The 22,238-nt window shown below is 67.0% G+C and carries 25 protein-coding genes and 11 pseudogenes; 8 read left to right on the top strand and 28 right to left on the bottom strand.

Features of this window, described 5'->3' with window-relative positions:
• Positions 1-132: 132 nt before the first annotated feature.
• Complete coding sequence (locus tag G5V59_RS24975; protein WP_278258291.1) at positions 133-588, bottom strand: DUF2752 domain-containing protein; 456 nt, start codon at positions 586-588, stop codon at positions 133-135.
• A gap of 490 nt (positions 589-1,078) precedes the next feature.
• On the opposite strand from G5V59_RS24975, the gene G5V59_RS24980 reads away from it, so the two are divergent.
• The gene (locus tag G5V59_RS24980) at positions 1,079-1,573 is read left to right on the top strand and encodes a M23 family metallopeptidase (protein WP_278258292.1); all 495 of its coding nucleotides are present in this window, start codon (positions 1,079-1,081) and stop codon (positions 1,571-1,573) included.
• A 2,501-nt stretch (positions 1,574-4,074) separates the two neighbouring features.
• On the opposite strand, the gene G5V59_RS24985 is transcribed toward G5V59_RS24980, so the two are convergent.
• The 8 genes and pseudogenes from G5V59_RS24985 to G5V59_RS25020 form a co-directional block, all read right to left on the bottom strand.
• Positions 4,075-4,338 (bottom strand): hypothetical protein, encoded by a 264-nt coding sequence (locus G5V59_RS24985; protein ID WP_278258293.1) that lies wholly within the window; start codon positions 4,336-4,338, stop codon positions 4,075-4,077.
• A gap of 860 nt (positions 4,339-5,198) precedes the next feature.
• Positions 5,199-6,139, bottom strand: a pseudogene (gene ccsB / locus G5V59_RS24990) (c-type cytochrome biogenesis protein CcsB).
• A 106-nt stretch (positions 6,140-6,245) separates the two neighbouring features.
• Positions 6,246-7,592, bottom strand: coding sequence for a cytochrome c biogenesis protein ResB (locus G5V59_RS24995; RefSeq protein ID WP_278258294.1), 1,347 nt, complete (start codon positions 7,590-7,592; stop codon positions 6,246-6,248).
• Positions 7,593-7,854: 262 nt separating this feature from the next.
• A pseudogene (locus tag G5V59_RS37645) lies at positions 7,855-8,019 on the bottom strand (hypothetical protein); the annotation flags it as partial.
• 7 nt (positions 8,020-8,026) lie between these two features.
• Positions 8,027-8,155 (bottom strand): annotated as a pseudogene (locus tag G5V59_RS25005) (prolipoprotein diacylglyceryl transferase); the annotation flags it as partial.
• Positions 8,156-8,174: 19 nt separating this feature from the next.
• Positions 8,175-8,570, bottom strand: a pseudogene (locus G5V59_RS25010) (prolipoprotein diacylglyceryl transferase family protein); the annotation flags it as partial.
• A gap of 9 nt (positions 8,571-8,579) precedes the next feature.
• Positions 8,580-8,762, bottom strand: coding sequence for a hypothetical protein (locus tag G5V59_RS25015; protein ID WP_278258295.1), 183 nt, complete (start codon positions 8,760-8,762; stop codon positions 8,580-8,582).
• 147 nt (positions 8,763-8,909) lie between these two features.
• The gene (locus G5V59_RS25020; protein WP_278258296.1) at positions 8,910-9,053 is read right to left on the bottom strand and encodes a hypothetical protein; all 144 of its coding nucleotides are present in this window, start codon (positions 9,051-9,053) and stop codon (positions 8,910-8,912) included.
• 7 nt (positions 9,054-9,060) lie between these two features.
• Here G5V59_RS25020 and G5V59_RS25025 point away from each other — a divergent pair, with 7 nt between their 5' ends.
• Positions 9,061-9,645 (top strand): GNAT family N-acetyltransferase, encoded by a 585-nt coding sequence (locus G5V59_RS25025; RefSeq protein WP_278258297.1) that lies wholly within the window; start codon positions 9,061-9,063, stop codon positions 9,643-9,645.
• A 228-nt stretch (positions 9,646-9,873) separates the two neighbouring features.
• Here G5V59_RS25025 and G5V59_RS25030 read toward each other — a convergent pair whose 3' ends face one another.
• Positions 9,874-10,041, bottom strand: a complete 168-nt coding sequence (locus tag G5V59_RS25030; protein ID WP_278258298.1) for a hypothetical protein — start codon at positions 10,039-10,041, stop codon at positions 9,874-9,876.
• 8 nt (positions 10,042-10,049) lie between these two features.
• On the opposite strand from G5V59_RS25030, the gene G5V59_RS25035 reads away from it, so the two are divergent.
• Positions 10,050-10,379 (top strand): M15 family metallopeptidase, encoded by a 330-nt coding sequence (locus G5V59_RS25035; RefSeq protein WP_278258299.1) that lies wholly within the window; start codon positions 10,050-10,052, stop codon positions 10,377-10,379.
• A gap of 13 nt (positions 10,380-10,392) precedes the next feature.
• On the opposite strand, the gene G5V59_RS25040 is transcribed toward G5V59_RS25035, so the two are convergent.
• The 6 genes and pseudogenes from G5V59_RS25040 to G5V59_RS25065 form a co-directional block, all read right to left on the bottom strand.
• On the bottom strand, positions 10,393-10,599 hold the full coding sequence (locus G5V59_RS25040) for a hypothetical protein (protein ID WP_278258300.1): 207 nt from the start codon (positions 10,597-10,599) through the stop codon (positions 10,393-10,395).
• Positions 10,568-10,966: a M56 family metallopeptidase gene (locus G5V59_RS25045; protein WP_278258301.1), complete on the bottom strand. Its 399-nt coding sequence runs from the start codon at positions 10,964-10,966 to the stop codon at positions 10,568-10,570. Before G5V59_RS25045 ends, G5V59_RS25040 begins: the two co-directional genes overlap by 32 nt.
• A gap of 179 nt (positions 10,967-11,145) precedes the next feature.
• Positions 11,146-11,346, bottom strand: coding sequence for a hypothetical protein (locus G5V59_RS25050; protein ID WP_278258302.1), 201 nt, complete (start codon positions 11,344-11,346; stop codon positions 11,146-11,148).
• Between the two features lie 143 nt (positions 11,347-11,489).
• Positions 11,490-11,687 (bottom strand): annotated as a pseudogene (locus G5V59_RS25055) (BlaI/MecI/CopY family transcriptional regulator); the annotation flags it as partial.
• Between the two features lie 43 nt (positions 11,688-11,730).
• Positions 11,731-12,597, bottom strand: coding sequence for a hypothetical protein (locus G5V59_RS25060; protein ID WP_278258303.1), 867 nt, complete (start codon positions 12,595-12,597; stop codon positions 11,731-11,733).
• A 60-nt stretch (positions 12,598-12,657) separates the two neighbouring features.
• Entirely contained in the window at positions 12,658-12,918 is a 261-nt protein-coding gene (locus G5V59_RS25065; RefSeq protein ID WP_278258304.1) for a hypothetical protein, read from the bottom strand.
• Positions 12,919-13,270: 352 nt separating this feature from the next.
• Here G5V59_RS25065 and G5V59_RS25070 point away from each other — a divergent pair, with 352 nt between their 5' ends.
• Positions 13,271-14,041: a cytochrome c biogenesis protein CcdA gene (locus G5V59_RS25070; RefSeq protein ID WP_278258305.1), complete on the top strand. Its 771-nt coding sequence runs from the start codon at positions 13,271-13,273 to the stop codon at positions 14,039-14,041.
• Between the two features lie 159 nt (positions 14,042-14,200).
• Entirely contained in the window at positions 14,201-14,497 is a 297-nt protein-coding gene (locus G5V59_RS25075; RefSeq protein ID WP_278258306.1) for a hypothetical protein, read from the top strand.
• 30 nt (positions 14,498-14,527) lie between these two features.
• On the opposite strand, the gene G5V59_RS25080 is transcribed toward G5V59_RS25075, so the two are convergent.
• Entirely contained in the window at positions 14,528-15,577 is a 1,050-nt protein-coding gene (locus G5V59_RS25080) for a HoxN/HupN/NixA family nickel/cobalt transporter (protein ID WP_278258307.1), read from the bottom strand.
• Positions 15,578-15,719: 142 nt separating this feature from the next.
• On the bottom strand, positions 15,720-15,932 hold the full coding sequence (locus G5V59_RS25085) for a YHS domain-containing protein (protein ID WP_278258308.1): 213 nt from the start codon (positions 15,930-15,932) through the stop codon (positions 15,720-15,722).
• Between the two features lie 85 nt (positions 15,933-16,017).
• Between G5V59_RS25085 and G5V59_RS25090 the strand changes: the two genes are divergently transcribed.
• The gene (locus G5V59_RS25090) at positions 16,018-16,344 is read left to right on the top strand and encodes a hypothetical protein (protein WP_278258309.1); all 327 of its coding nucleotides are present in this window, start codon (positions 16,018-16,020) and stop codon (positions 16,342-16,344) included.
• Between the two features lie 14 nt (positions 16,345-16,358).
• On the opposite strand, the gene G5V59_RS25095 is transcribed toward G5V59_RS25090, so the two are convergent.
• The 10 genes and pseudogenes from G5V59_RS25095 to G5V59_RS25145 all read right to left on the bottom strand — a co-directional run.
• On the bottom strand, positions 16,359-16,610 hold the full coding sequence (locus tag G5V59_RS25095) for a HAMP domain-containing sensor histidine kinase (protein WP_278258310.1): 252 nt from the start codon (positions 16,608-16,610) through the stop codon (positions 16,359-16,361).
• A 10-nt stretch (positions 16,611-16,620) separates the two neighbouring features.
• Complete coding sequence (locus G5V59_RS25100) at positions 16,621-16,953, bottom strand: hypothetical protein (protein ID WP_278260344.1); 333 nt, start codon at positions 16,951-16,953, stop codon at positions 16,621-16,623.
• Between the two features lie 169 nt (positions 16,954-17,122).
• Positions 17,123-17,479: pseudogene (locus tag G5V59_RS37650) on the bottom strand (two-component sensor histidine kinase); the annotation flags it as partial.
• Positions 17,476-18,188 (bottom strand): annotated as a pseudogene (locus tag G5V59_RS37655) (response regulator transcription factor). The pseudogenes G5V59_RS37655 and G5V59_RS37650, both read right to left, overlap by 4 nt.
• Positions 18,189-18,674: 486 nt before the next feature.
• Positions 18,675-18,905 carry a hypothetical protein gene (locus G5V59_RS25120; protein ID WP_278258313.1) on the bottom strand — a complete coding sequence of 77 codons (231 nt, stop codon included), beginning with the start codon at positions 18,903-18,905 and terminating at the stop codon, positions 18,675-18,677.
• Positions 18,906-18,936: 31 nt separating this feature from the next.
• Positions 18,937-19,521 (bottom strand): annotated as a pseudogene (locus tag G5V59_RS25125) (HAD-IC family P-type ATPase); the annotation flags it as partial.
• A gap of 182 nt (positions 19,522-19,703) precedes the next feature.
• A complete protein-coding gene (locus tag G5V59_RS25130; protein WP_278258314.1) occupies positions 19,704-20,075 on the bottom strand; it encodes a hypothetical protein in 372 nt (123 codons plus the stop codon).
• Between the two features lie 100 nt (positions 20,076-20,175).
• Positions 20,176-20,445, bottom strand: a pseudogene (locus tag G5V59_RS25135) (haloacid dehalogenase); the annotation flags it as partial.
• Positions 20,446-20,508: 63 nt separating this feature from the next.
• Entirely contained in the window at positions 20,509-20,913 is a 405-nt protein-coding gene (locus G5V59_RS25140) for a hypothetical protein (protein WP_278260345.1), read from the bottom strand.
• Positions 20,914-21,024: 111 nt separating this feature from the next.
• Positions 21,025-21,444 (bottom strand): annotated as a pseudogene (locus G5V59_RS25145) (YHS domain-containing protein); the annotation flags it as partial.
• A gap of 123 nt (positions 21,445-21,567) precedes the next feature.
• Here G5V59_RS25145 and G5V59_RS25150 point away from each other — a divergent pair.
• Together G5V59_RS25150 and G5V59_RS25155 are read left to right on the top strand one after the other, a co-directional pair.
• Positions 21,568-21,819 (top strand): hypothetical protein, encoded by a 252-nt coding sequence (locus G5V59_RS25150; RefSeq protein WP_278258315.1) that lies wholly within the window; start codon positions 21,568-21,570, stop codon positions 21,817-21,819.
• Between the two features lie 343 nt (positions 21,820-22,162).
• A pseudogene (locus G5V59_RS25155) lies at positions 22,163-22,231 on the top strand (hypothetical protein); the annotation flags it as partial.
• Positions 22,232-22,238: the final 7 nt, after the last annotated feature.

Raw genomic sequence — 22,238 nt, forward strand, 5'->3', positions numbered from 1 at the left:
TACCCGATCTCCAAAGCGCACTGCGTCGGGCGCAGCGTGCTCGTCACCGGGCGCAAGCGGTACGCCGGTCTCATGACCGGCAGTCTTCCAGGTGATGGAATAGGCCGCCGTTGTCCTCAACCACGCAAACTCTCAAGAGCGACGTAGCAACAGATCGGCCCGGCCTTGTTGCCGAACCTCCAGGGCTGTGAGCAGCACGAGCACCACGACCAGAGCGATTCGCTTCGTTCTGGGTGTCCAGAAGATCGAGACATTGACCCATCGCCGCGCCGTCAACCCGAGCAGGAGTCTGGCGGCGGCGAGGCCGGCGGCGACCGTCGTGACGATTCCTAGTGGGTTGTACCGCCACGCCGCGCCGAGGTTGCCCTGGGCCGTGAGTCTCGCGGCTCGGGTTCCACCGCACAACGGGTCCATGATGCCCATCCGGTGAAGAGGCCCGTGGAGATCGACCGGCGGCAGACCGAATGAGGCCATCGCAGCGGCACTCGCGAACCCGATGACGCCGACAATCGTCACCCAGCGCATACCGTCCGTGCGATCGAGGGTCAGCGCAACGGACGATCGGGAGACAAGCCCAAGTTGGTTCACGCCCACCAATCTACTATGGTCAATAGTAGAGACGGGACGTCCCCTCCCACAGGTGGGTGCCCGTGCCTTCCCCGTTGCGGGCACCCACCACCTCAGGTCCTCGACGCGGGTTCGCATGCAAATTTGGTGGTCGAGGAGAGCAGGTGGCCGGTGCGCACAAGTACGTCAGAGACGTCCAGAAGACGCCACGCTATGAGGGCGCTGGCAAGCGGAAACTGGTCACCGAGCCGGTCCCGCGGCCGTCGGCCGGCCGACATCGCCAGCAACCCCACCGATCGACGCGAAGTCGCCATCCTCAAATCGCAACCGCTGTACTCGTCGTGGGAGGCTCTCAGTGGGGCCGCTGGGGTAAGCGAGTCGATGACGCAGGAGTCGCTGGCCACGACGGCAGCAAGTCCGGTCAATCAGGACAGCAGTGCACCTGCTTCGCAAGCCGTGAGTCGTGTCGGGTTGAGCCGATCAGCGAATCGGTCTTCATCTGGGAACTCGAATGAAGACCAGGCGCAACAAGCCATGGACAGGCGAAGTGCGGCCTTGGTGCAACTCGACCGCGAAGCCTGCGCGAGAGGCGGCACGGCGCGAGGCGGCCCAGTGGGTCCTCCCGGTCGCCACCTACCGTCTGACCGGAACCTTCGGGGAGCGCAGTTCGCTGTGGAGCACGGTCCACACCGGCCTCGACTTCGCCACCGACACTGGGACGCCGATCCACGCTGTGGCCGGAGGCAAGGTCACGTCGGCTGGCTGGGCTGGCGCCTATGGCTTCCGCACGATCATCGAGTCGCCGGACGGCACCGAAATCTGGTATGCCCACCAGTCCCGGATCACTGTCGAGGTGGGGGATCCTGTCGAGCGCGGGCAGAAGATCGGCGAGGTGGGCAGCACGGGCAACAGCACTGGCTCCCATGTCCACGTCGAGGTTCGTCCTGACGGCGGCGATCCCATCGACCCGAAGACGGCGCTCGCCGACCACGGTGCCCAGGCGTAGCCGCACTAGAACCCACGACTCGCGCCATGGGAACCGATCTCGACACCTACTATGAAGCATAGTTATGCATGTGACTGCTGATGCTGATGTGAATCGCCGGTCGTCTGCGGGGAGGCGGCTCGTACTGAAGGGCGTGGCCGGGATCGGCGCGGCCGGTGCTGTCGGTGGCGCGATCAGGCTGGCCTCTGGCCCCGCCGGCAAGAGCACGGACCGCGGCCTCGTGCTGTCCAGCCACGAGACTCCCGGCATGGGCACGCTGGAGGTCCCGATCGACTCCTCAATCGTTCGCCGGTCAGGACCAGACCAGTGGCGCTCGCGGCGCCTACCAACCTCCACCTTCACGATGGCGGCGTTCATCTGGCCAGCCCAAAGCGTCGAGAAGCCGACGTTCCGCATCCGCTCCCGAGGCAAGGCCGGATGGGGGCCGTGGACGCCGCTCCCTCCCCTCCACGGCGGGGCCGACGACGCGAACCCCCAGTCGGCTACTCACACTGGCACGGAGCCTGGTCTGGGTCGGGCGAGCCGATGGCATCCAGGCTCGAGGTCAACGGCGCCCGCCCACCGCAGGCTCGCATTGGTACTTCTGCACCCGCTGGCTCGAAAGGGTGACGCGATCCCGTCAGCGTCCCGATCCAGTCGTGCAGCACCGGGTCCCGACACGGCGACCAAGAAGGCGCAGCAACTCGCCCTGCTCAAGCCCGAGATCCTGACCCGGGCCGCCTGGGGGGCGAATGAGGCCTGGCGAAGTGACAGGCCCGCTCTGAACAGCGCACTGCAGCAAGTCCATATCCACCACACGGCGAGCGGCAACGACTACACGGCTGCGGCGGTCCCGGCGCTCCTTCGCGGCTTCTACCGCTACCACACGCACAACCTGGGTTGGTCCGACATCGGGTACAACTTCCTCGTCGACCGATTCGGTCGGATCTGGGAGGGCCGTGCCGGGGGTGTTGACCAGCCGGTTCGCGGCGCCCACACGAGAGGCTTCAACGGCACGTCGACCGGCGTCGCTGTGATCGGCAACTTCGACCTAGTCGCGCCCGATCCCAAGATCCTCGGCGGTGTCGCAGCGGTCGCGGCTTGGAAGGTCTACTCGTTCTCCGGGAACCCGGCTGGATCGACGACCGTGACCTCTGAGGGCAGCGACAAGTACCGAGCCGGCAAGAAGGTTGCCCTGCCTGTGATCGACGGGCATCGTGACACTAACGACACAGCCTGTCCGGGACGTCATCTCTATGCCGCGCTCCCGACAGTCAGAGAACAGGTCGCGAACGCGATCTCGAAAGCGTGGACGAGCTTCGCATTCGATCGTCGTGGCCGTGCCGGCGAAGATGTCGGGAAACGCTCGCATCGGAGAGACGCTGACCGTCATACCCGGGTCCTTCGACCCTCCGAATGCGACCGTCACCTTCACCTGGTTGCGCAACGGCGCTCCGATCCCGGGAGCGACCTCGGCGTCCTACACCTGTGTCCCGGCAGACCTGGGCGCCCAGGCTCGCTGTCCAGGTCACTGCAGCACAAGAACCCAGACCATCGGTCACACAGACACTCTCCGCGCCAAGTACGACGTCCGGCACGCCCACTCTGCGTGTCAAGGCACGGTCACGACGACGCGGACGAGCGGCCGTCAAGGTTCGAGTCCTGCCGCCAATCGGAGTCGAGCAAGCGGCCTCAGGCCGGGTCGCCATCAGGGTCGGCGAGCGGGTCCAAAGGCTCGACCTTGTCGACGGTCTCGCGCGGGCGGTCTTCCGTGGACTGCCCTCGGGCAACCACGAAGTAGTAGTCCGCTTCCGGGGCAGCGGAGGCCTCGATCCGGCACAGGCAACCTGGACCGTCCGCGTCCGGTAGTCCTACATCCGGGTTTGAGCGAACGTGACCGAGAGGGCTGCGTGACGGTGATGTGGTTGCAGGTGATCGGGTTGTTCGTCGGGATCCCTGTCGTAGCGTTTGTCGTGGTATCTGCGGTGGTGTGGCGACTCACTGAGAGCACGGTGCCTGACGGGATCGCGGCTGTTCAGCCGGAGGGGGAATCGGCCCTGGACGGCCCGACCGCCGGGACTGCCCCCGAACGGCGCGATCCGGATACCGGCGGCGCACCAGGCTGAGGACCAGTCCGGCTGCCGCGAGCGCAAGGATCATGGGCTGCTGAAGATCACGCCACCGAACGGCTGGCGTGACAGTGGTGGCCAGCTGCACATCGCTCACGGTCGTTGCGGTCTCGCCGCGCGGGAGCGTCGCGACGACGTCCCCGTTCCGGTCGATGACGGCGGAGACGCCATTGGTGGATGCGACCACCACCGCTCGACCCGACTCCATCGCCCGGGCCCTCGTGATGGCGAGTCTGCTGGTCCGGTTGCGTGGTGCCGAAGAACGTGGCGTTACTGGTCTGGACCGTCACGAATTGCGCTCCCTGAATGACCTGGTCGGCGATGACATCGTCGTAGGCCACGTCGAAGCAGATGGCGGCCGCGAACGGGATCTCACCGAGGGCGAGGGGGACGCTAGGCGTTCCCGGCAGCATGTCGCGGGGGATGAGCCTTGAAGCGCGGCGACCAGGACCCGATGACCGATCTCCACGGGATGTATTCGCCGAAGGGCACCAGGTGACGCTTGGTGTAGGTGGCGGCCCGGCGATCCTCGGGATGCCCCTCGGAGGGCCAGAGCAGCCCCTGGTTGTACGCCGTGGCGGCGTCCTGCCCGTCGAAGATGCCGCCAACCAGCACAGGCGCACCTGCCGTCTGCGCGGCTGCATCGATGAGTCTCATGAGCGGTCGCGTCCGCGATCGGATCGACGGCCGTTGAGTTCTCGGGCCACACGACGAGGTCAACCGAGTCGCCGGCCCGCTCCAGATCCACGGCCAGATCCGCGGTGGCCTCAGCGTGGTTGCGAGTGACAGCCCGATGAAACCTAGCCAGGCTCGGTTCCATCGCCCGGAACCCCACCCTGAACGACGGCGACGCGGACCGAGCCCGTGCTCGCAGGCACGACAGGACGCCACCAGGCCGCACCCACGAACCCGACGACCAGCATCAGCACCACCATGGATGGTCGTAGGTTGTTTCGCTCGCGTCCGAAGATCCCCAAGACAAGGCTCGGTAGCAGCGAAGGCACCGGCGGCGATCAAGAACCCGGTCCCCGTAATCCCCGCGTACGGCAGGAGCCCTGACCAGGGAGCGTCGACTGCGGTGAAGCCGGTGCGGGCCCACGGCATCCCGCCGAGCGGCCAGGTGCTGCGCACGGTCTCAGCAACTATCCACAGTGCGGCTGCCCACAGGGGACCCAGGGCGAGCGGAGCAGCGAACCGCATCAGGGCCACGCCCGCCGTGATCAGGGTGGCTTCGGCGGCGGTCAACGCGAGCCAGGCACTCGTTCCGATCGATGCGTTGAGCCAGAACAGCGACAGACCCAGGTATGCCAGCCCAAACGCGAATCCTCGGACAACTGAGCCCGCCACGCTGCTGTGTCTGAGCGTGCACCACAGGCCCGCCAAGCCAATGGGCATCAGCCATCCCGCGCCAACCGGCGCGAACGACAGAGCGGCCCCCACTCCGGCCGCGACGGCGACGGCGACGGCGAGCGGCGATCTCGACCATCGTCGTTGGCCGTCGTGCGAGCGCACGAAGCCTACTTGCCTGCGTAGGAGTGCAGGCCGCTGATGAAGAAGTTGACGCCGATGAAGTTGAACCACAAGGCCGCAAACCCGATCAGGGCCAAGATGGCCGCGCGTTGGCCCCTCCAGCCAGCGGTCGCGCGGGCGTGGAGGTAGGCGGCGTAGGCGACCCAGGTGACGAAAGCCCATACCTCTTTGGGGTCCCAGCCCCAGTAGCGGCCCCAGGCGAACCTGGCCCAGATGGGGCCAGCGATCAGGGCGGCGAAGGTCCAGACGGGGGAATCCGAAGGCGTGGAGCCTGGTAGGCGAAGGTGTCGATTGTCTCGGTATCGGGGAGGCGGGCGCTGAGGCCTCGTGCCGTTGTTCCCTTGGCCTCGGCTCGGCTCCGGACGATGAACAGGATCGAGGCGAGCGCCCCCACGGTGAATGCGCCTGTCGCCAGGAGAGCGGCGGTGACGTGGACGTAGAGCCAGTACGACTGGAGCGCGGGCACGAGCGGGCCGGCGGGTACGTCGAGAAGAAGCACGGCCAGCATGAGCATGATCACCGAGAGAGCCGTGATCGGAAGGCCGAGCCACCGTACGGGCTGGAACCGCAACCACACCAGGTAGGTCGCGACGGCGGCGGCACTGCCGGTGATGGTGAACTCGTACATGTTGCCCCACGGCACCCGCTCCGCGGCGAGGCCTCGAGTCACTACGCCGGCGGCGTGGAGGAGGAACGCGACCGCTGTGAACGAGACCCCCAGCCGGCCGGCAAATTCGACTCTAGGGGCGTCCTTGCGTTCCTTGGCCTGTGGCGCTGGCGCCCCGCCCGCACCGACGGCGACAGGTGTCGTTGTCGGGCTGCGCGTCAGGGCCACTTCGGTGATGTGAGCCAGGAGCGCGAGGCAGTAGAGGACGGCCGCGAACATGATCGCGGTGTTGCTGAACTGGGCGTACTGCGCTGGCGTCATCATCTTGCCTTCGTGAGGTCGTCGGTCAGCCTGCTGGACGGCGACGTCGAGTCCCCGCTTGCCGTGTCGGTCGAGGCCGGCGACCTCGACGAGAGTGCCGCCGTCGCTAGGGCAAAGCTCGAACCCAGAGACGTCGAGGGCGGATGTAGAGCGAGCCGAGCAGGCCGACGAGACCGAGGATCACGCCGCCCAGGGCGAGTGGTTCGGCGGGGGTGGAGCTCACCTGGGCTTTGCCCAGCGTTGGACGCCGTCGAAGCCTGATGGAGCCGGCGCCATCAGGCAGTTCTCGGGTCTCGCCCATGGCGATAGTGAGCGTCAGCGGCTTTCCACCCTTGCCCTTCACCGCCCTCAAGGACGTCTTGTTGAGCGCGTACACCGACTGCGGCACGCCGGATCCCAGGCCCAGGTCCCCGACGAATGGGGTCAGGGACAGAGTCGGCGCCAAAGCGTCGGGAAACCGGGAGACGACGCGGCCAGTCAGGTCCTTGCCGTAGGTAGGCAGGAACTCGCCTTCGAAGCCGAGTTGGGTTGGCGCGGCGTCCGGCACCTTGACCACACCCCAGGAGGCGTAGGAGGGGTTTTCAGGAAGAAAGACCGTCGGCCCGGAGTAGGCCACCTCGCCGTTGCCGTCGCGGACCGTGATCACGGGGGCGTATCCGTTGCCGACGAGGAAGACGCTCGTGTCGTCCACGGTCAGGGGATGGTTGACCTTCAACGTGGCCTTCTCGTCCGAAGCGCCGGGCCTGGAGCGGTAGGTGACATCGGCACTGAACGCTGTTGGCTGCCCGACGCTCGGCCCGGTCTGAAGAAAGGACGCCTTGAAGTCGTCGAGTTGAAGGCTGAACGGGTCGAGGCTGGTGTCGCGGAAGAAGCCGCCCGGGGCGAAGTCGTCGTAGGACTGCCGGGCGTTGGTGAACGTCTGGCCGGACACGAGGATGACCCCGCCCCGGTATCCGAAGAGATCGCCAGCGGCGAACGCGACCAGCACGACCACGAGACTCAGATGGAAGAGCAGATTGCCTGCTTCGCGAAGGTAGCCCCGTTGAGCGCAGAGGGTGACGGATCCGTCGTCAGACGTGCGATCGATGACGCGTCGAAAGCGCTGCCGACGAAGCATCTGCGCTGCCGCTTGGGCCACCTCATCGGGCGGCGCTGAGGTGTGGCCTGACGCCCACGAGGGCAGACGTGTCAGGTTTCGCGGAGCCGCCGGCGGCCGTGCGAGAAGGGCTCGCCAGTAGACGCGCAGTCGCGGCACGATGCACCCGACCAGGGACACCATGAGCAGGATGTAGATGGCGCTGAACCAGGCCGAGCCGTAGACGTGGAACATGCCAGCCCGGTCGAACAGCGGAGTCAGCCTCGGGTGATCCGACTTCCAGAGCGAGACGGCCCGGGCGTCTACCCGCTGTTGAGGGATCAACGAGCCAGGGATGGCGGCCAGGGCGAGCAGCATCAACAGGACCAGGGCGGTCCTCATGGATGTCAGCTGCCGCCAAGCCCATCGCATGAGTTCGACCGGCGAAAGGGCAGGAGGTGCCGGGTCCGGGGTCGCGGGCTGGGTGGTGAGGGGCGGTGCCGCCGTTCGAGTCACGACGCTGGAAGGCTCTTCGGCAAGGCTCGGGCTCGCCAGCGCGCCTGGCGCGTCGCGTCGAGATGAAGAAGAAGACGGCCGCGGCGAGGAACACGATGATGCTGGTCCACACGTTGAGCCGGAGACCGAGCACATGGTTGACCGAGTCGATGCGCAAGTATTCGATCCATCCACGTCCGGTCGTGTAGCCCATGACGTAGACCGCGAAGAGCCTGGCCTCCGGTGAGCCGGAAGCGGTTGCCGACCCAGATGACCATGCCCGCGACGCCGAGGTCCCAAATCGACTCATAAAGGAACGCGGGGTGGAAGGTCGAGTCCGTCTCGTAGCCGTCGGGGCGGTGGGCGGAATCGATCCGCAGCCCCCAGGGAAGGTCGGTTGGCTTGCCGAAAAGCCTCCTGGTTGAACCAGTTGCCCCAACGCCCAATCGCCTGCGCCAGAGGGATGGCAGGGGCCAAGGCCCAGGCTAGGCCGGAAAACGACACTCCAGCCCGTCGGGAGCCGATCCACGCCCCGACGGCGCCCAGCGCGACGGCTCCCCAGATGCCGAGGCCGCCGTGCCACACTGCGAGGGCGTTCCAGGGGTTCTTGCCGGCCGTGAAGTAGAGCTCGGGGTCCGTGGCGACGTGGTAGAGGCGGCCGCCCACGATGCCGAAGGGCACCGCCCACATCGCCACGTCCGCGACGACACCCTGTCGCCCTCCGCTGGCGACAAAGCGGCGCTCGGCGAGCCAGATGGCGGCCACGATGCCGGCGATGATGCCTAGCGCGTAACCGCGCAGCGGGAAAGGGCCGAGGTGCCAGACGCCCTGAGCCGGGCTCGGCAGCGACAGGAGGACCACCCGGCGGCCTCAGATCCGAGGGTTCGGGTCCATGGCGATGCCGCCGACCACCACCAGCGCGATGGCCATCGGATAGCCAATCAAGAGGTCCTGCCAGCCCATCGAGATCGGGATCGGGCGAAAGCCACCATGGGCGAGCAGGTGCTGAACAGCGACCAAGCCGGCGAGGCCGAACAACGACCACGAGAGCACGCGTCGCTTGGACCACCCCGAGAGCCTGACGGTCGACCTCAGACTGCTGTGCTCGCCGACGGATGCTTGCCATCGTCGTTCCCTCCTTGGATCACGGCCACTCGACCTGACTACTATCAATCATAGTAGATCGAGTGGAGTGAGATGTCAGGCAACGGAGCGGGCGGGCAGACCATGGTTTCGACGACCAACCATCACGACGGCCAACGCGACCACGATCACCGCGATGTTCTTGGCGGCCCGGTGGTCGTGCGGCGGATGGGCCTTCAGGATCTGCCGCAGGTCGTCCAAGCACACCGTGACGAGCTTCCCGCGCGGGTTCTTCGCTCGTCTGGGCCCCCGCTTCCTGCGCCGCTACTACCGCACATTCTTAGACGGGCCTCTCGCCGTCGCGCTAGTGGTCGAGGTCGCGGGGATGCCCGCCGGGTATCTCGCGGGCATCCTCGACCCGGCTCCGCATCGCCGGCTCCTTCTGGCCTATCACGGCCTCGCGCTGGCGACCTGTGGCCTCCTTGGCCTGATGCGAAGGCCGGCAGTCCTTGCGAAGTTCCTGGTCACCAGGGCACGCAGGTACGTCGTGGCGCTGCTGGTACGCAACCATGCGACGGTCAAGCACTTCGCTGGTCCTCGGCTGGCTGTCTTGTCGCACGTGGTGGTCGCCAAGGACTGCCGCGGGTCTGGACTCGGAACGGTGTTGGTCGACGCCTTCCTCGATCATGCCCGCGCCGCGCAGCGCGATCGTGCTTGCTTGGTCACCATCGCAGGAACCGGGGGCGCGGGGGAGTTCTACGCCAAGTCGGGGTGGACCCACATCCGGGATTCCACGGGCGTCGACGGGAGGCGGTTGTCGTACTACGAGCGCGATCTGCACAAGGTCGCATGAAGCGGCGCCGATTGCTCGGCGCCACGGTCGTCCTACTCGTGGTGCTGGTGGGATGCTCCCCTCCCGGCGCAGAACCCTCCGGGTCGAGCAGCGACGCTTCCTCCGCTCCTCGGCCTAATCCTGCTCGACCGGTCGTCGAGCCGATACCCGTGCGCCAGTGGCAGGCGATGAAGGCCGCCGGGATGGCGCGACCGGGATGTCCGATCACCCGTCGCTCCCAGGCTGGGATCAGTGCGGATCAACTTCGTCGACTTCGCAGGGGAGGTGCAACGCGGTCAGCCTGGTCGTCAACCGGGACGTCGCGGCCAGCGTGGTGCGCATCTTCAGCACCTTGTTCGCAAATCGCTTCCCGATCCGCAGGATGCGGCCGCTGGAGAAGTACGACGGCGACGCCAACGCCAGCCTTGGCCGACGACAACACCTCGGCGTACAACTGCCGGACCGCCAACCAGATCAACGCGCCATTCCTGAAGTCGCCGCATGCCAACGGGCGGGCCATCGACATCAACCCCGTCGAGAACCCTTGGCGGGACCTGCGCTGCAAGTGCTGGTTCCCGTCGAAGGCGAACGCAGCACGAGTCGAGGGCCCGGGAAAGGTCCTGCGCGGGGGCGTCGTGTGGACCGCGTTCCGCGACGAAGGGTGGATCTGGCAGAACATCGACGTCGCTGACTACATGCACTTCGACACCGGCTACCCGTCCAACCCGTTCGACCGTCAGCCCTCCGGATCCTGAAGGGTCGCGCAGGTCACCCGACGAGGCAGATGCCTTCCCAGGCGAGCGCGATCGCCGGCGCCGCAGCGAGCGCCAGCGGAACCATCACGACCGCCGCGACTGCGACCGCGCCGACGATGAGGCGCTCACGCCGCAGACCGAGATCCGGGCCGGTCAGCCGGAGCAGGCGTTTCTCGACCTCGTGCGCGCTAGCCGCGAGCGTCCCCGCTGGGGCAGGCATGCACGCCAGCCGCGCCAGTGCCGTACCTAAGGGCCGAGCACCCACCTGCCGCCGAGCGGAATCGTCCGCACAGAAACTCGGCCAGCAGCCGAACCTCCGACATCGCTCGGCCGAAGGCGGGGAAGAACGGCGACAGGGTTCCGAATAGGGTTCTGCTCAACATGAGCGCGAGATGGTGACGCTGGTGCAGGTGGGCGCTCTCATGCGCGAGCACCGCCTCGAGCTCGCGCTGGTCCAACGTGGCGAGCAGGCCCTCGGTGACGACCACCCGGTGCCGCCTGCCGCCGATGCAGAAGGCGTACGGCTCGTCGTGGTCGAGCACGAGCGCACCGGGCACGACACCAGTCCGACCGACGAGGTCGAGCACCGCGAGCCGGGCGGACTCGCTCGCGTCGCTCCTGGCGCACAACGCGAGCGGCGCACCAGACCGTCCTGGTCACGAGCAGGGTCGCCGCAGTCACCCCGAGCGTGGCCACGAAGGCACCACCGGGGGAGGCGTAGCCATGCTTGAGGTTGTCGGCACACAGATCGAACAGGCGCGCCAGGTCACCGCGGACGTGCTGGAAGGCTGATCGCCAGCGCCGCTCCGGCGGCGAGCAGACTCATCAAGATCGAGGCAGCCACCGCCTGCCAGGCAGCGATCGCGAGGCGCGGTGCCGAGGATGTCCAACGCGCGTGGAGGAGACTCTTGGCTCCCCAGGTTCCGGTGGTGATGCCGTACGTGACCAGCAGAAGCGCACTAATCATCGAGTGCATCCTTGAGTCGCTTGACCTCGCTGGGCGTCATGCGGTCCAGGAAGCGCATCAAGGTGTCGGAGCGGTCCCCGCTGTCGCTGAGCAGGCTCATGCATCAGGTCGGCGGTGTGATCTGCCCGGCCCTTCGTGGGCTGGTAGCGGTACGCGCGCCCATCCTTCTCACGGGTCAGGAAGCCCTTGCGGTGCAGGTTGTCCATCACCGTCAAGACCGTGGTGTACGCCAGCGGCGGGTCGCGATCGATGCGTTCAAGGACCTCACGCACAGCCATCGCATCGTCGGCCGCCCACAGGTGCTCCATCACGACGGCCTCGAGTTCACCGAGTGGACGCATGCTGCCCCCCTTCCACGGTTCCTTGACTCACCGGTCCTCATCCTCACCTCAGCGAGGTCCATCTGCTGCCCACCGACTTGTAGACCTGTGCGCGGTCTCCGGAAAGCGCTGCGACCACGAGGTCGCCTTGAGAAGTGTAGGTGGCGGCACTCGTCGCGTCGGGAACGTCCAAGGAGTTCCACGTCGCCCCAGCGTCCATGCTGCGCTCGGCGCCGTTCATCCCGAGCGCGACGATCTGCTGACCGTCATTGCTCACGGCCACGGCCATGGCTCCCGAAGACGAGCCCAGGGGCGACCATGTGCGGCCGCCGTCGGTCGTCTCGACTGCGCCGCCTTGCATCGACGGCGCAACCGCGATGTCCGCGTTGCTCGGGTCGACCCAAATCGAGCCCATGAAGTCCTGCCCGGCCGCATCGGTCACCGGCTCGAACTTGGCGCCGCCGTCGTTGGAGACCAAGACACCTGTTTCCGGGGACCCGAGGTAGACCCGGCTTCCGGAGGCACCGAGGGCGTGGACGTCCGAGATCGGCAGACCCTCGACTGCGGCGAAGGTGTCGCCCCCGTCGGTGGACCGATACAGGCCCGCGTGCCCGCCCGCCAAGAAGACGCCGTCGGAGTCCGCCCAGCCCATCACGTCCTTGTCATCGAGCGTGTCGATCTGTGTCCATCCGCCGGAGGGAGGCCGGTACCCGGCGCCCCCGTGGCCGCCGACCACGAGGCGATCGCCGAGTCGGCCCACGGCGTGCAGGTCATCGCCGACCACGGGGCCATCGCCGGCGCTCGATCCACCCCCACGATTTGTCACGGTGCCGACGATCACGACGGCGACCGCGAGGCCCGCAACTGGCAGCACGACACGGCGGGCCTTCGCGGAGAGGCCAAACTTGCGGTCGCGGTCTGCGGCTGCCATTTCTCACGTCCTCGCTGCCCCGTTTCGAGATGGCGGGACTACCCATCTACTATCAACTAATCACGATAGTAGATGGGTGTCGATGTGGTCGTGCCAGGCAGGTTGTTGCGCAATGTCGCGGTGCTCGCCGTCGTGATCGGCGTTACTGGAATCGCCCTTTGGCAGGTGACCCAACTCAGGAGCCGTGCCGGCGACACTGGTGCGGGCGATGCGGGGACCGGCCTGACGTTGTATCAGGGCAGCAAGGGGATCCCGGTGCCGGAGATCGAGGGTGCAACGATCACAGGCGACAACCTGTCTCTCCCCGGCCTTCGCGGCCACGTCGTGGTGCTCAACGTATGGGGCTCGTGGTGCGCCCCTTGCCGGGCCGAGGCACCGGACCTTTCTGCGATCGCGAGGGAGTCGGAGCCCCGTGGTGTGCGGTTCGTGGGTATCGACGTTCGCGACAACCCGGCCGCAGACTCGCGCGTTCGAGCGCAAGTACGACATCACGTACCCGAGCCTTCGACGACCAGAGCGGTCTCGTCCTCGCCCAGTTCACCGGCATCATCCCGGTCAGTGCCGTCCCCTCGACCCTCGTCGTCGATCGCCAAGGCGTCATCCGTGCTCGCATCGTTGGTCGCGTGGACGCCTCGACACTGCGCGGACTGATCGAGGACGCAGAGAACCTCGGATGAGCACCGCGTCCCTCGGCGATGCCGTCGCCTACGGCCCACTCCTCGTCGCTCTCCCCGTCGCGATACTCGCTGGATTGGTCTCCTTCGCCAGCCCGTGCTGCCTGCCGCTTGTGCCCGGCTACCTGGCCTACGTCAGCGGCGCGGCCGGCGCCGACGTGACGCTGGCGTCGGACGCGCCGAGGCGATCACTCGCCGTAGGAGGAACCGTGCTGTTCGTGCTCGGATTCGCCGTTGTGTTCGTCGCCTACGGCGCCCTGTTCGGCGCGGTCGGCGCAAACCTGATCCAGCACCAGGACACGATCCTGCGAGTTCTCGGGGTACTTACCATCGTCCTGGGGCTCATGTTTGCCGGTCTGCTGGGACACATCCCGGGACTCTCACGGACCGTCCGGCTTGGCTACCGACCCAAGGTCGGACTCGCTGGCGCTCCCGTGCTCGGTGTCATGTTCGGTGTCGGTTGGACCCCGTGCATCGGCCCGACGCTGGCGGCGGTTCTCTCCCTCGCCACGACCTCCGGGACCGCGGGCCGCGGCGCACTCCTGTCGTTCGCCTACAGCCTGGGCCTCGGGATTCCGTTCATTCTCTCGGCCTTTGGCATCACTCGAGTCTTCTCAGTATTCTCGTTCGCTCGCCGGCACGCACGGGCCATCATGCGCACCGGCGGAGGCATGCTCGTCGTGCTGGGTGTCTTGGAGGTCACCGGGCTATGGGCGGCCTGGCTCGCGCAACTCCGCACGCTGATCGGGACGTGGCAGGTCCCCCTGTGATCCGGGGCCGGGTCGTGGTCTGGCTTGCCAGGCATCCCATCGCTGCGGTGATGGTGCTCTTGATCGGCTTCACCGTGCTTAGACTTCTTGCTTCGTGCCGTGCTCACGAGTCCCGGTCCCAGTCCCGGCCCCGGCACTCCAGCATCCAGCAGTAACGCGGTGGTGGCGCCCTACACCCTCCCGAAACCAACTCAGAAGCCACCACGGGACCGCGTCGAGGCCGCTCACAAGGCGCTCCACGCGCTTGGCCGTGCGTGCAAGGTGCCGGCTGCCGAGCAGGGTCAGGACGCGGTGCGGCGGCCGCTCAATGAACTCGAGACCTTCGCGCAGGACTTCCCGGCCGGTGGATTCCGGATCGATGACGAGCCGGGCACGACGCTGGCTCTCATGATCGTGGTGTGGGACCAGGCTCAAGAGCCTGTGCTCCCGAATATGTGCCGGAGGTCGAGGCACTGATCCCAGCCAGGTACCGGGGGCAGTGAACCGTCAGGTCGACTCGGGCTCGAGGGCCCAACGCTCCTCGATCCGCCCGAACTTCCAGACAGCGAGTGCGACCACCCAGGCGGTCACGAAGAGTCCGACGATGCCGTACCCGGCGTAGTCGAGGTTGGCGGACCCGATCGCAGCGAGAGGGCCTGTCGTGATCCCCAAACGGTCCGTCAGCACGCCGATGAGTTCGATGCTTCCAATCAGCAGCGCCACTGCAACCGAGATCGAGGTGATGGTGAGGTTGTAGAAGATCTTCCGGACGGGCTTGGCGAACGCCCATCCGTAGGCGGCGTTCATGAACACGCCGTCGATGGTGTCCATCAGGCACATGCCAGCGGCGAACAGGATGGGCAGGACCAGGATTGCGTAGAAGGGCAGGCTGAATGCGGCCGCGCCGCCGGCCAGGACCAGCAGCCCGACCTCGGTCGCGGTGTCGAACCCGAGGCCGAAGAGCACGCCGACTGGGTAGATGTGCCACGGCTTGCGCACCGACTTGGTGAGCCCTCCGAGGAAGCGGTTCATGAGACCGCGGCTGTCGAGTCGGCGCTCCAGTTCCGCTTCGTCGAACCGCCCCGATCGCATGTCGCGGAACACGCGAAGGATGCCGAGCAGTGCGGCGAGGTTGAGTAGGCCGAGGACCCACAAGAAGACGCCCGACACGGATGGTCCGATCAGCCCGGTGATGGCGTGAAGGGTGGAGTCGTCCTGGGAGATCGGTCCGACGAGGGCGCGCACACCGGCAGCGAGCGCGAATGCGAGCGCGAACACGATGGTCGAGTGGCCGAGCGAGAACCAGAATCCCACCGACAGCGGCTGGCTACGCGTGGGATCGGCTGAGCGGTCGGCGATCAACTTGCGGGTGGTGTTGTCGACTGCGGCGATGTGGTCGGCGTCGAACGCGTGGCGTAGACCGAAGGTGTAGGCGAGAACGCCTACACCGACGCTGAACACGGGGTGGTCGCCACCGAGTTGGTAGTGTTGCGGTGCCACCAGCCCGAGAAGGATGCCGAAGCCGGCGACGTGCAGTAGGACCACGGCGGCCGACATCGCGATCAGCGACCGACGATCCGCCGCGGACAACGACGCTGCGAACGACCGGGCTGCGGAGGTCCTAGTCGTGAGGCTCACAAACCCGACCCTATTGCAAGCAACTGGCAGTAGCGATAATGACGCGTCCGGAAGAGTCTGGTCAGGCGAGGATGCGTGAGGGGTCGGAGGCAAAGATCGCCACGCACTCCAGCGAGCAGAACCAGTAGGTCTTGCTCTCGTGTTGGAGCCTTCCAGCCGCGCCCGCCCGGACGACCCGCATGCGGCAGACGGGGTCCACGTCAATGTGCTCGTCCACGCCTCCCAGCGCCACCTCGAACAGGTCGACCGGCTGCTGGACGTTGCGAAGAGACATGGCGCCGAGGGCGCTGACGGGGGAGGCCGTTGTGTCGTGCCACATCGGCGACGACCGTCGTTGCTAAGACCTGCCCGCCGCCTGCTTGCCCAGCCACGCGCGCAGCCAGGTTCACCGCCGCGCCAAACACGTCTCCGTGCCGCTCGACCGCGGGACCGTGGTGAAGGCCCGCGCGAGCCAGGGGGCATCCATCCAAGCGGGTGGTGGCATCAAGAATCCGCTCGACGAGCGCCAACCCACTGCCCGGCGTGGCCGAAGCCAGGAGGACCGCGTCACCGATCGGCTTGATCAGTCGGTCACCGTCGGCAAGGGCTTCGGTCGCGATGGCTGCGAATCCGACCGCCAGGTCTGCGGCACGCTCGTCCCCGTGCGTCTCGGTCAATGCCGTGTAGCCGGCAAGATCGATCATTGAGAAGGTCCACTGCGTCACCGCCGACCACCCGCCGCGGGGTCCGTCGGCACCACGATGATCAGCGTCGCTCCTGTGCCGGGGCCGGCACTGTGCGCGGTCAGGGTGCCGCCGTGCGCCTCGACGATGGCGCGGCTGATGGTGAGACCGATCCCGGAGCCCTGGTCGTCTCGGCTCCGTGCCGTGTCACCGCGGTAGAAGCGCTCGAAGATATGGGGGAGTTGGGCTGGTGAAATTCCGTCGCCGCTGTCGCTGATCGTGATCGTCACTCGACCATGCTCAACTTGTGCAGATTACACGGACCAGTCCGCCCGATGGCGTGTGCCGGCGGGCGTTATCGAGCAGGTTCGTAAGGACCTGCAGCATTCGGGTGCGATCGATGACCGCCGCCGCGACCGGAAGGTGCGCGACGTCGAGGCTAACCTTCTTGATGGCGTAGGAACCGCTGACCGCTGCGGTAGCCGCTGTGATGAGTCGGCTGACGTCGACCTGTTCCGGGGCGAGGGCGAGGCGCCCTTCCTCGGCTCGGGATACGGCGTCGATGTCTTCGGCCAGCCGGGCCAGCCGGCTGACTTGGTCGCGGATCACCGCGCGGGTGGCGTCGTCCCACACGCGGACCCCGTCGTCGATGCCTTCCAGGTAGGCCTGGAGTGTGGCTATCGGGGTGCGCAGGCTCGTGGGCCAGATCTGACAGCAACCGGCGCCTCGTTTCCTCGACGTCGGCTAGCCGGGTTCCCATGGTGTTGAAAGACGCGGCCAGCGCGTCGAGCTCGGGCCCCGCTCCCGCTACCGGTACACGGGTGTCGTAGTTGCCCTGGGCGACGTCGGCGGCGGCTCGGCGCAGTCTGGTCAGGGGCGCCTCGAAGCGACGGGTGAGATACCACGTCACAGCGAGGGCGAGCATGGCGGCTGCTGCGACGGCGATCCCCAGCGAGATGACGCTGACCGTGCGGTATGCACGTTCGACGTGTTCCAACTCGGAAGGAGCAGGCGTGTGGTCGGCCTGGAGCATGTGCTTGTGAAAGAGCGGAGGTCCGACGACCGCTGCGATCACTCCGGCGGTGAGGACGGCCGCGATCAAGACCAGACCCTGGGCGAAAAGGAGGCGGGTTCCGATCCGCCACTGTCCGAGTGTCATCGGATCGACTCTGGCTTGAACCGGTAGCCGACGCCGCGGACGGTTTCGACGTAGCGCGGTTCGGTGGCGTCGTCACCGATCTTGTTGCGCAGGTGTGCCACGTGGACATCGACGATGTGCTCGTCGCCGCCCCAGCCCTCACCCCAGACCGCGTCGACGAGTTGGCGGCGTGCGAACACGCGGCGAGGCGATGCTGCGAGGGTCGCGAGGAGGTCGTACTCGGTCCTGGTCAGTGCGACAGGCTCACCGCTGAGGGTGACTTCCCGGGCGGCGAGATCGATGGTCAGCCCTTCGAACCTCAACACTTCTCCGCCGGCCGCGGTCGTGAGACTTGCTGAGACGGGGGCGTCGCGTCGCGGCCTGAGCGCGCGCAACCAGTTCACGTGGCGAGAAGGGCTTGGTGACGTAGTCATCGGCCCCAACCCCAAGCCCGATGAGCTTTGTCGATCTCGTCGTCGCGGGCGGTGAGCATGATGATGTAGCAGTCCGAGAAGGTGCGGACCTGCCGGCATACCTCCACGCCATCGAGGCCGGGCAGCCCGAGGTCGAGGACGATGAGGTCGGGATCGAGAGTGCGGGCTCGGTCGACCGCCTCGGCTCCGGTATGGGCTTGGTGAGCTTCGAAGCCGGCCTTGGCGAGATAATCGGCAACGATCTCGGCGAGAGGCCGCTCATCCTCAACTACCAGGACGGGTACCGATTGCGCCATGCCTCAACTCTCTCGTGCAGTCGGGAACAGCGTGGCCCCGGATGGACCGCGCGTGCGCCAGTAGTTGCGGTCGGTCAACTCTCGAGAAGTTGTTCGATGCGGGCGAAGCTCGTCCTGCTGAGCCGTGGTGATCGCACGGGCCAGGGTGACAGCGGCAGCAAAGTGGCCGTCGTCCTCCTCGGTCTCGGCGAGACTCGACCGCGCCGCGATGGTGCGCCGCCAGCAACTCCAGCCACTGCGTCTCGAAAGCGGGATCCCTGGCCCTGGCGAGCGCGTTGACCTCCCCGACGCTGGGCATGCCAGGAAGGTCTGAGCCGACATCTCCGGAGAACTCTATCGGGCCGTGGGAGTCCCCATGCCCGGCGTTGACGTGGTCGCGCATGGTGTCGGGGATCGGCTGATCCCAGTCGGTGAGCCAGGTGACCAGTCTGCTCAACTTCGGGTCCGCGGGTCGTCAAGATGTCGTCGGCGAGCCGGGTGGACTCCTCAGAGAGCCTGGTGGTCAGACGCGAGATCCACGAGCGCAAGCACCGCAGCATGGTGCTGCACGAAAGCGGTGGCGAACTCAGCGTCGGCGTCATTGAAAACATCGCCGTTCATGGCGGTCTGCGTCGCCAGCGGCGGGCGGTCACCAGCGTCGTCGCGGCTGCAAGCGGACGTGCCGAGGACGAGTGCCGACAACGTGATTCCGGTGATCAGGGTGGATCCCCTGCGCATAAGCGTCCCTCTCTCTCAGGTCGTGCCTTGCTCAGCCGAGGTGCTCGGCCCGCAGCCTCAACGCATTGCTGATGACGCTCACCGACGACAGCGCCATCGCAGCCGCAGCGATGATCGGCGAGAGCAGAAGCCCGGTGACGGGATAGAGAACTCCGGCGGCGATCGGAATGCCTGCGACGTTGTAGATGAACGCGAAGAGCAGGTTCTGCCGGATGTTGCGCATCGTCTTGGCCGATAGGCGGCGTGCCCGGGCGATACCCATCAGGTCACCGTTCAGCAAAGTGACTCCGGCCGACTCCATCGCGACGTCGGTCCCTGAACTCATGGCCAGGCCGACATCAGCCGCGGCGAGCGCGGGCGCGTCGTTGACGCCGTCACCAGCCATCGCAACCACACGGCCATCGGCCTGGAGTCTGCGGACGACCTCGGCCTTGCGGTCGGGCAGCACCTCGGCCTCGACCCGGTTGATGCCCAGGTTCGCGGCGACAGCCTCAGCGGTCACGCGGTTGTCGCCGGTCAACATGACGACTTCGACACCCTGCGCAGCGAGATCGGCGAGGGCAGCAGCGGTAGTCGGCTTGACGGGGTCGGCGATCGCGAAGACCGCCACCAGCCTCCCGGTCGACGCCCATCAGGATGGCTGTGGCACCGGTAGCCCGCAACTGATCAGCGGCGGCCGCCAACGGTGCGGGGTCAATGCCCTGCGAAGAGAGGAAGGTGCCGCTTCCCAGCACGACGTGTCGTCCCTCGACCGTCCCGAGCACGCCCTTGCCGGCGGGGGAGTCGAATCCGGTTGCCTCACCCAGGCGCAAATCGCGGTCCTTCGCGGCGTCTACGATGGCCCGGGCCAAGGGATGCTCCGAGGACCGCTCGACGGTGGCAGCCATCCTCAGTGCCTCGTTCACATCGCCACCGACCACATGGTCGCCGGTATTGGACAGACTCGATGGCGGTGACTGCCGGCTTGCCTTCGGTCAAGGTTCCGGTCTTGTCGACAACAACCGTGTCGACCCGTTCCATGCGCTCCAGCGCCTCGGCGTTCTTGATTAAGACGCCGTTCTCGGCGCCGCGACCGACCCCGACCTTGATGCTGATCGGCGTCGCGAGTCCAAGCGCACAGGGGCAGGCGATGATCAGCACCGCGACCGCCACGATCAGACCGTGCGCCATCGGCGGCTCCGGTCCGAGGATCGCCCATACGAGGAAAGTCTACTGTGGCGATCGCGATCACCACGGGCACGAAGATGCCCGCGACGCGATCCGCGGTGCGCTGGATCGGCGCTCGGGACCGTTGCGCGTCGGCGACCAGGGCGACGATCCGCGAGAGCATCGTGTCCCGCCCGACGCGCTCGGCACGGATCACCAAGGCTCCGGTGGTGTTGATGGTCCCCCCGATGACGGAGTCTCCGGTCTGCTTGGTTACCGGCATCGACTCGCCGGTGACCATGGACTCGTCGAGTGCGGAATGGCCCTCGACCACCACGGCGTCGACTGGGACCTGGTCACCGGGACGCACTCGTAGGCGGTCACCGACGACCACCTCGTCGAGGCCGATCTCCTCGTCGGTGTCGTCAGACTCGCAGACGACGGGCGGTTTTCGGCGTCAGATCGAGGAGGGCGCGGAGAGCGTCCGAGGTCTGCTCGCGGGCGCGCAGGCTCGAGGACCTGTCCCAGAAGGACGAGGACGATGATCACTGCCGCCGCTTCGAAGTAGACATCGACCGCGCCCGAACTCATGCCGTCGCCCATATCGGCTGCGGCTCGAAAGGAGTCGGGGAAGATCCCGGGCGCGAGTGTGGCGACCACGCTGTACAGCCACGCCACTCCGGTGCCCATGGCGATCAGGGTGAACATGTTGAGGTTGCGCGTGCGCAGCGATGCCCAGCCGCGCTCGAAGAACGGCCAGCCTGCCCACAGCACCACGGGTGTGGCTAGCACGAGCCTGGATCCAGTTCGACAAACTTTGGGAGAAGAGGTCACCGATGGCGTCGACGAAGTGGCCACCCATCTCCAAAGCGACCACGGGCACCGCCAAGGTCACCCCGACCCAGAACCGGCGGGTCATGTCTCTCAACTCTGGACTGGGACCCGCGTCAGCGCTGACCGTGACAGGCTCCAACGCCATTCCGCAGATGGGACAGGCACCTGGGCCTGGGCGCCGGATCTCGGGATGCATCGGACAGGTCCACTCGGTTGCCCCGGGCACGGACCCGGGAGGGGTGTGGTCGCCTGTGGTCGTCGCCGTCTCCGCCGACGACGATGCAGTCGTGGCCGCGTGATGGTGTCCGTGGGAGGCGTGCGCGTCGGCATCGTCAGCCTTGGTGATGACTTGAGCAGCACCTGACCCGCTCACGAACGCCGGCGGGTCGGCTTCGAACCGCTCCCGGCAGCGAGCGGAGCAGAAGAAGTACTGCTGGCCGTCGTGCGTGGTCATTTGATCGGTCGTCGTGGGGTCGACGGTCATGCCGCAGACCGGGTCCGACGCGGTGCCGGCTCCGGTGGGTGCCTGCGCGTCGGACCCGTGCGTGTGCCTGCTCATCCTCCCATCGTGGCCCTCCTTGGTGAGCGGGGCGACCGACGCGTCCCCGCGAGACCCGAACTTCGGGAAACCTTCATGGAATGCAGGGTCGAACCACAATGGTCCCGCAGCACGCTGGAGCGCGTGATGATGAACGGCGGTGGCACGGCTGCCATGTGGATTGGGGCGATCCTGGGATTGGTCACCGTCTGGGCGCTCATTGCCCTGATCTGCCGCGCCGTACTCGCGCCGCGAGACCCCGCCTCCCGATCGGACACCCAGGCGACCCTCGATCAAGGTGGCGCCGGCGGCGAGATCAGCACCGAAGAAGGCCGCCGCGTCCGCACCACCCTCGGGCACTACCGTCGGCATCCGTCGAGGAAGCGTCCAGCATGACCCTGTCGCGTCGCAAGGCTCCTCGTTGGGGCGGCAGCAGTCGCCGGCGGAGGGATGCTATCTGCATGTACGGGCCGGGCATCCTCGCCCAGGCCCGCGGCCGGTCAGATTCTGTTGCCGAGCCAAACACCACTCGCCCCCGAGCCGGGGCAGCGAGTGGTCGAGCGCACTCTGAGGGCACGTACTGCAACGGTCGACCTCGGCGGTCCGGTCGTCGACACGTGGGCGTACGGCGAGACTGTGCCTGGTCCTCTAGTCCGCGCTACAGCCGGCGACCTGTTGCGAATCACGGTCGACAACCAGGCTCCCCGCTGAGACGAGCATCCATTGGCATGGCGTCGCGCTGCGCAACGCTGCTGACGGGGTGCCGGGGCTGACCCAAGAGTCGATCACGTCAGGAGGACAGTTCGTCTACGAGT

The sequence above is a fragment of the Nocardioides convexus genome (assembly GCF_011090295.1).

What these genes read in the sequence shown, in the direction of transcription:
- G5V59_RS25080 (WP_278258307.1), bottom strand. Translation starts at nt 15,577, where the DNA reads ATGTCGGCCGCCGTGGTCCTACTGCACGTCGCCGGCTTCGGCATCCTT.
- G5V59_RS24980 (WP_278258292.1), top strand. Translation starts at nt 1,079, where the DNA reads ATGAAGACCAGGCGCAACAAGCCATGGACAGGCGAAGTGCGGCCTTGG.
- G5V59_RS25085 (WP_278258308.1), bottom strand. Translation starts at nt 15,932, where the DNA reads ATGTCTCTTCGCAACGTCCAGCAGCCGGTCGACCTGTTCGAGGTGGCG.
- G5V59_RS25120 (WP_278258313.1), bottom strand. Translation starts at nt 18,905, where the DNA reads ATGCGCAGGGGATCCACCCTGATCACCGGAATCACGTTGTCGGCACTC.
- G5V59_RS24995 (WP_278258294.1), bottom strand. Translation starts at nt 7,592, where the DNA reads ATGCTGCTCGCCCTGGCCGCCATCCCTGGCTCGTTGATCCCTCAACAG.
- G5V59_RS25060 (WP_278258303.1), bottom strand. Translation starts at nt 12,597, where the DNA reads ATGGCAGCCGCAGACCGCGACCGCAAGTTTGGCCTCTCCGCGAAGGCC.
- G5V59_RS25140 (WP_278260345.1), bottom strand. Translation starts at nt 20,913, where the DNA reads ATGGGTGGCCACTTCGTCGACGCCATCGGTGACCTCTTCTCCCAAAGT.
- G5V59_RS25040 (WP_278258300.1), bottom strand. Translation starts at nt 10,599, where the DNA reads ATGCCTGCCCCAGCGGGGACGCTCGCGGCTAGCGCGCACGAGGTCGAG.
- G5V59_RS24985 (WP_278258293.1), bottom strand. Translation starts at nt 4,338, where the DNA reads ATGAGACTCATCGATGCAGCCGCGCAGACGGCAGGTGCGCCTGTGCTG.
- G5V59_RS25130 (WP_278258314.1), bottom strand. Translation starts at nt 20,075, where the DNA reads ATGGCGCACGGTCTGATCGTGGCGGTCGCGGTGCTGATCATCGCCTGC.
- G5V59_RS25050 (WP_278258302.1), bottom strand. Translation starts at nt 11,346, where the DNA reads ATGATTAGTGCGCTTCTGCTGGTCACGTACGGCATCACCACCGGAACC.
- G5V59_RS25070 (WP_278258305.1), top strand. Translation starts at nt 13,271, where the DNA reads ATGAGCACCGCGTCCCTCGGCGATGCCGTCGCCTACGGCCCACTCCTC.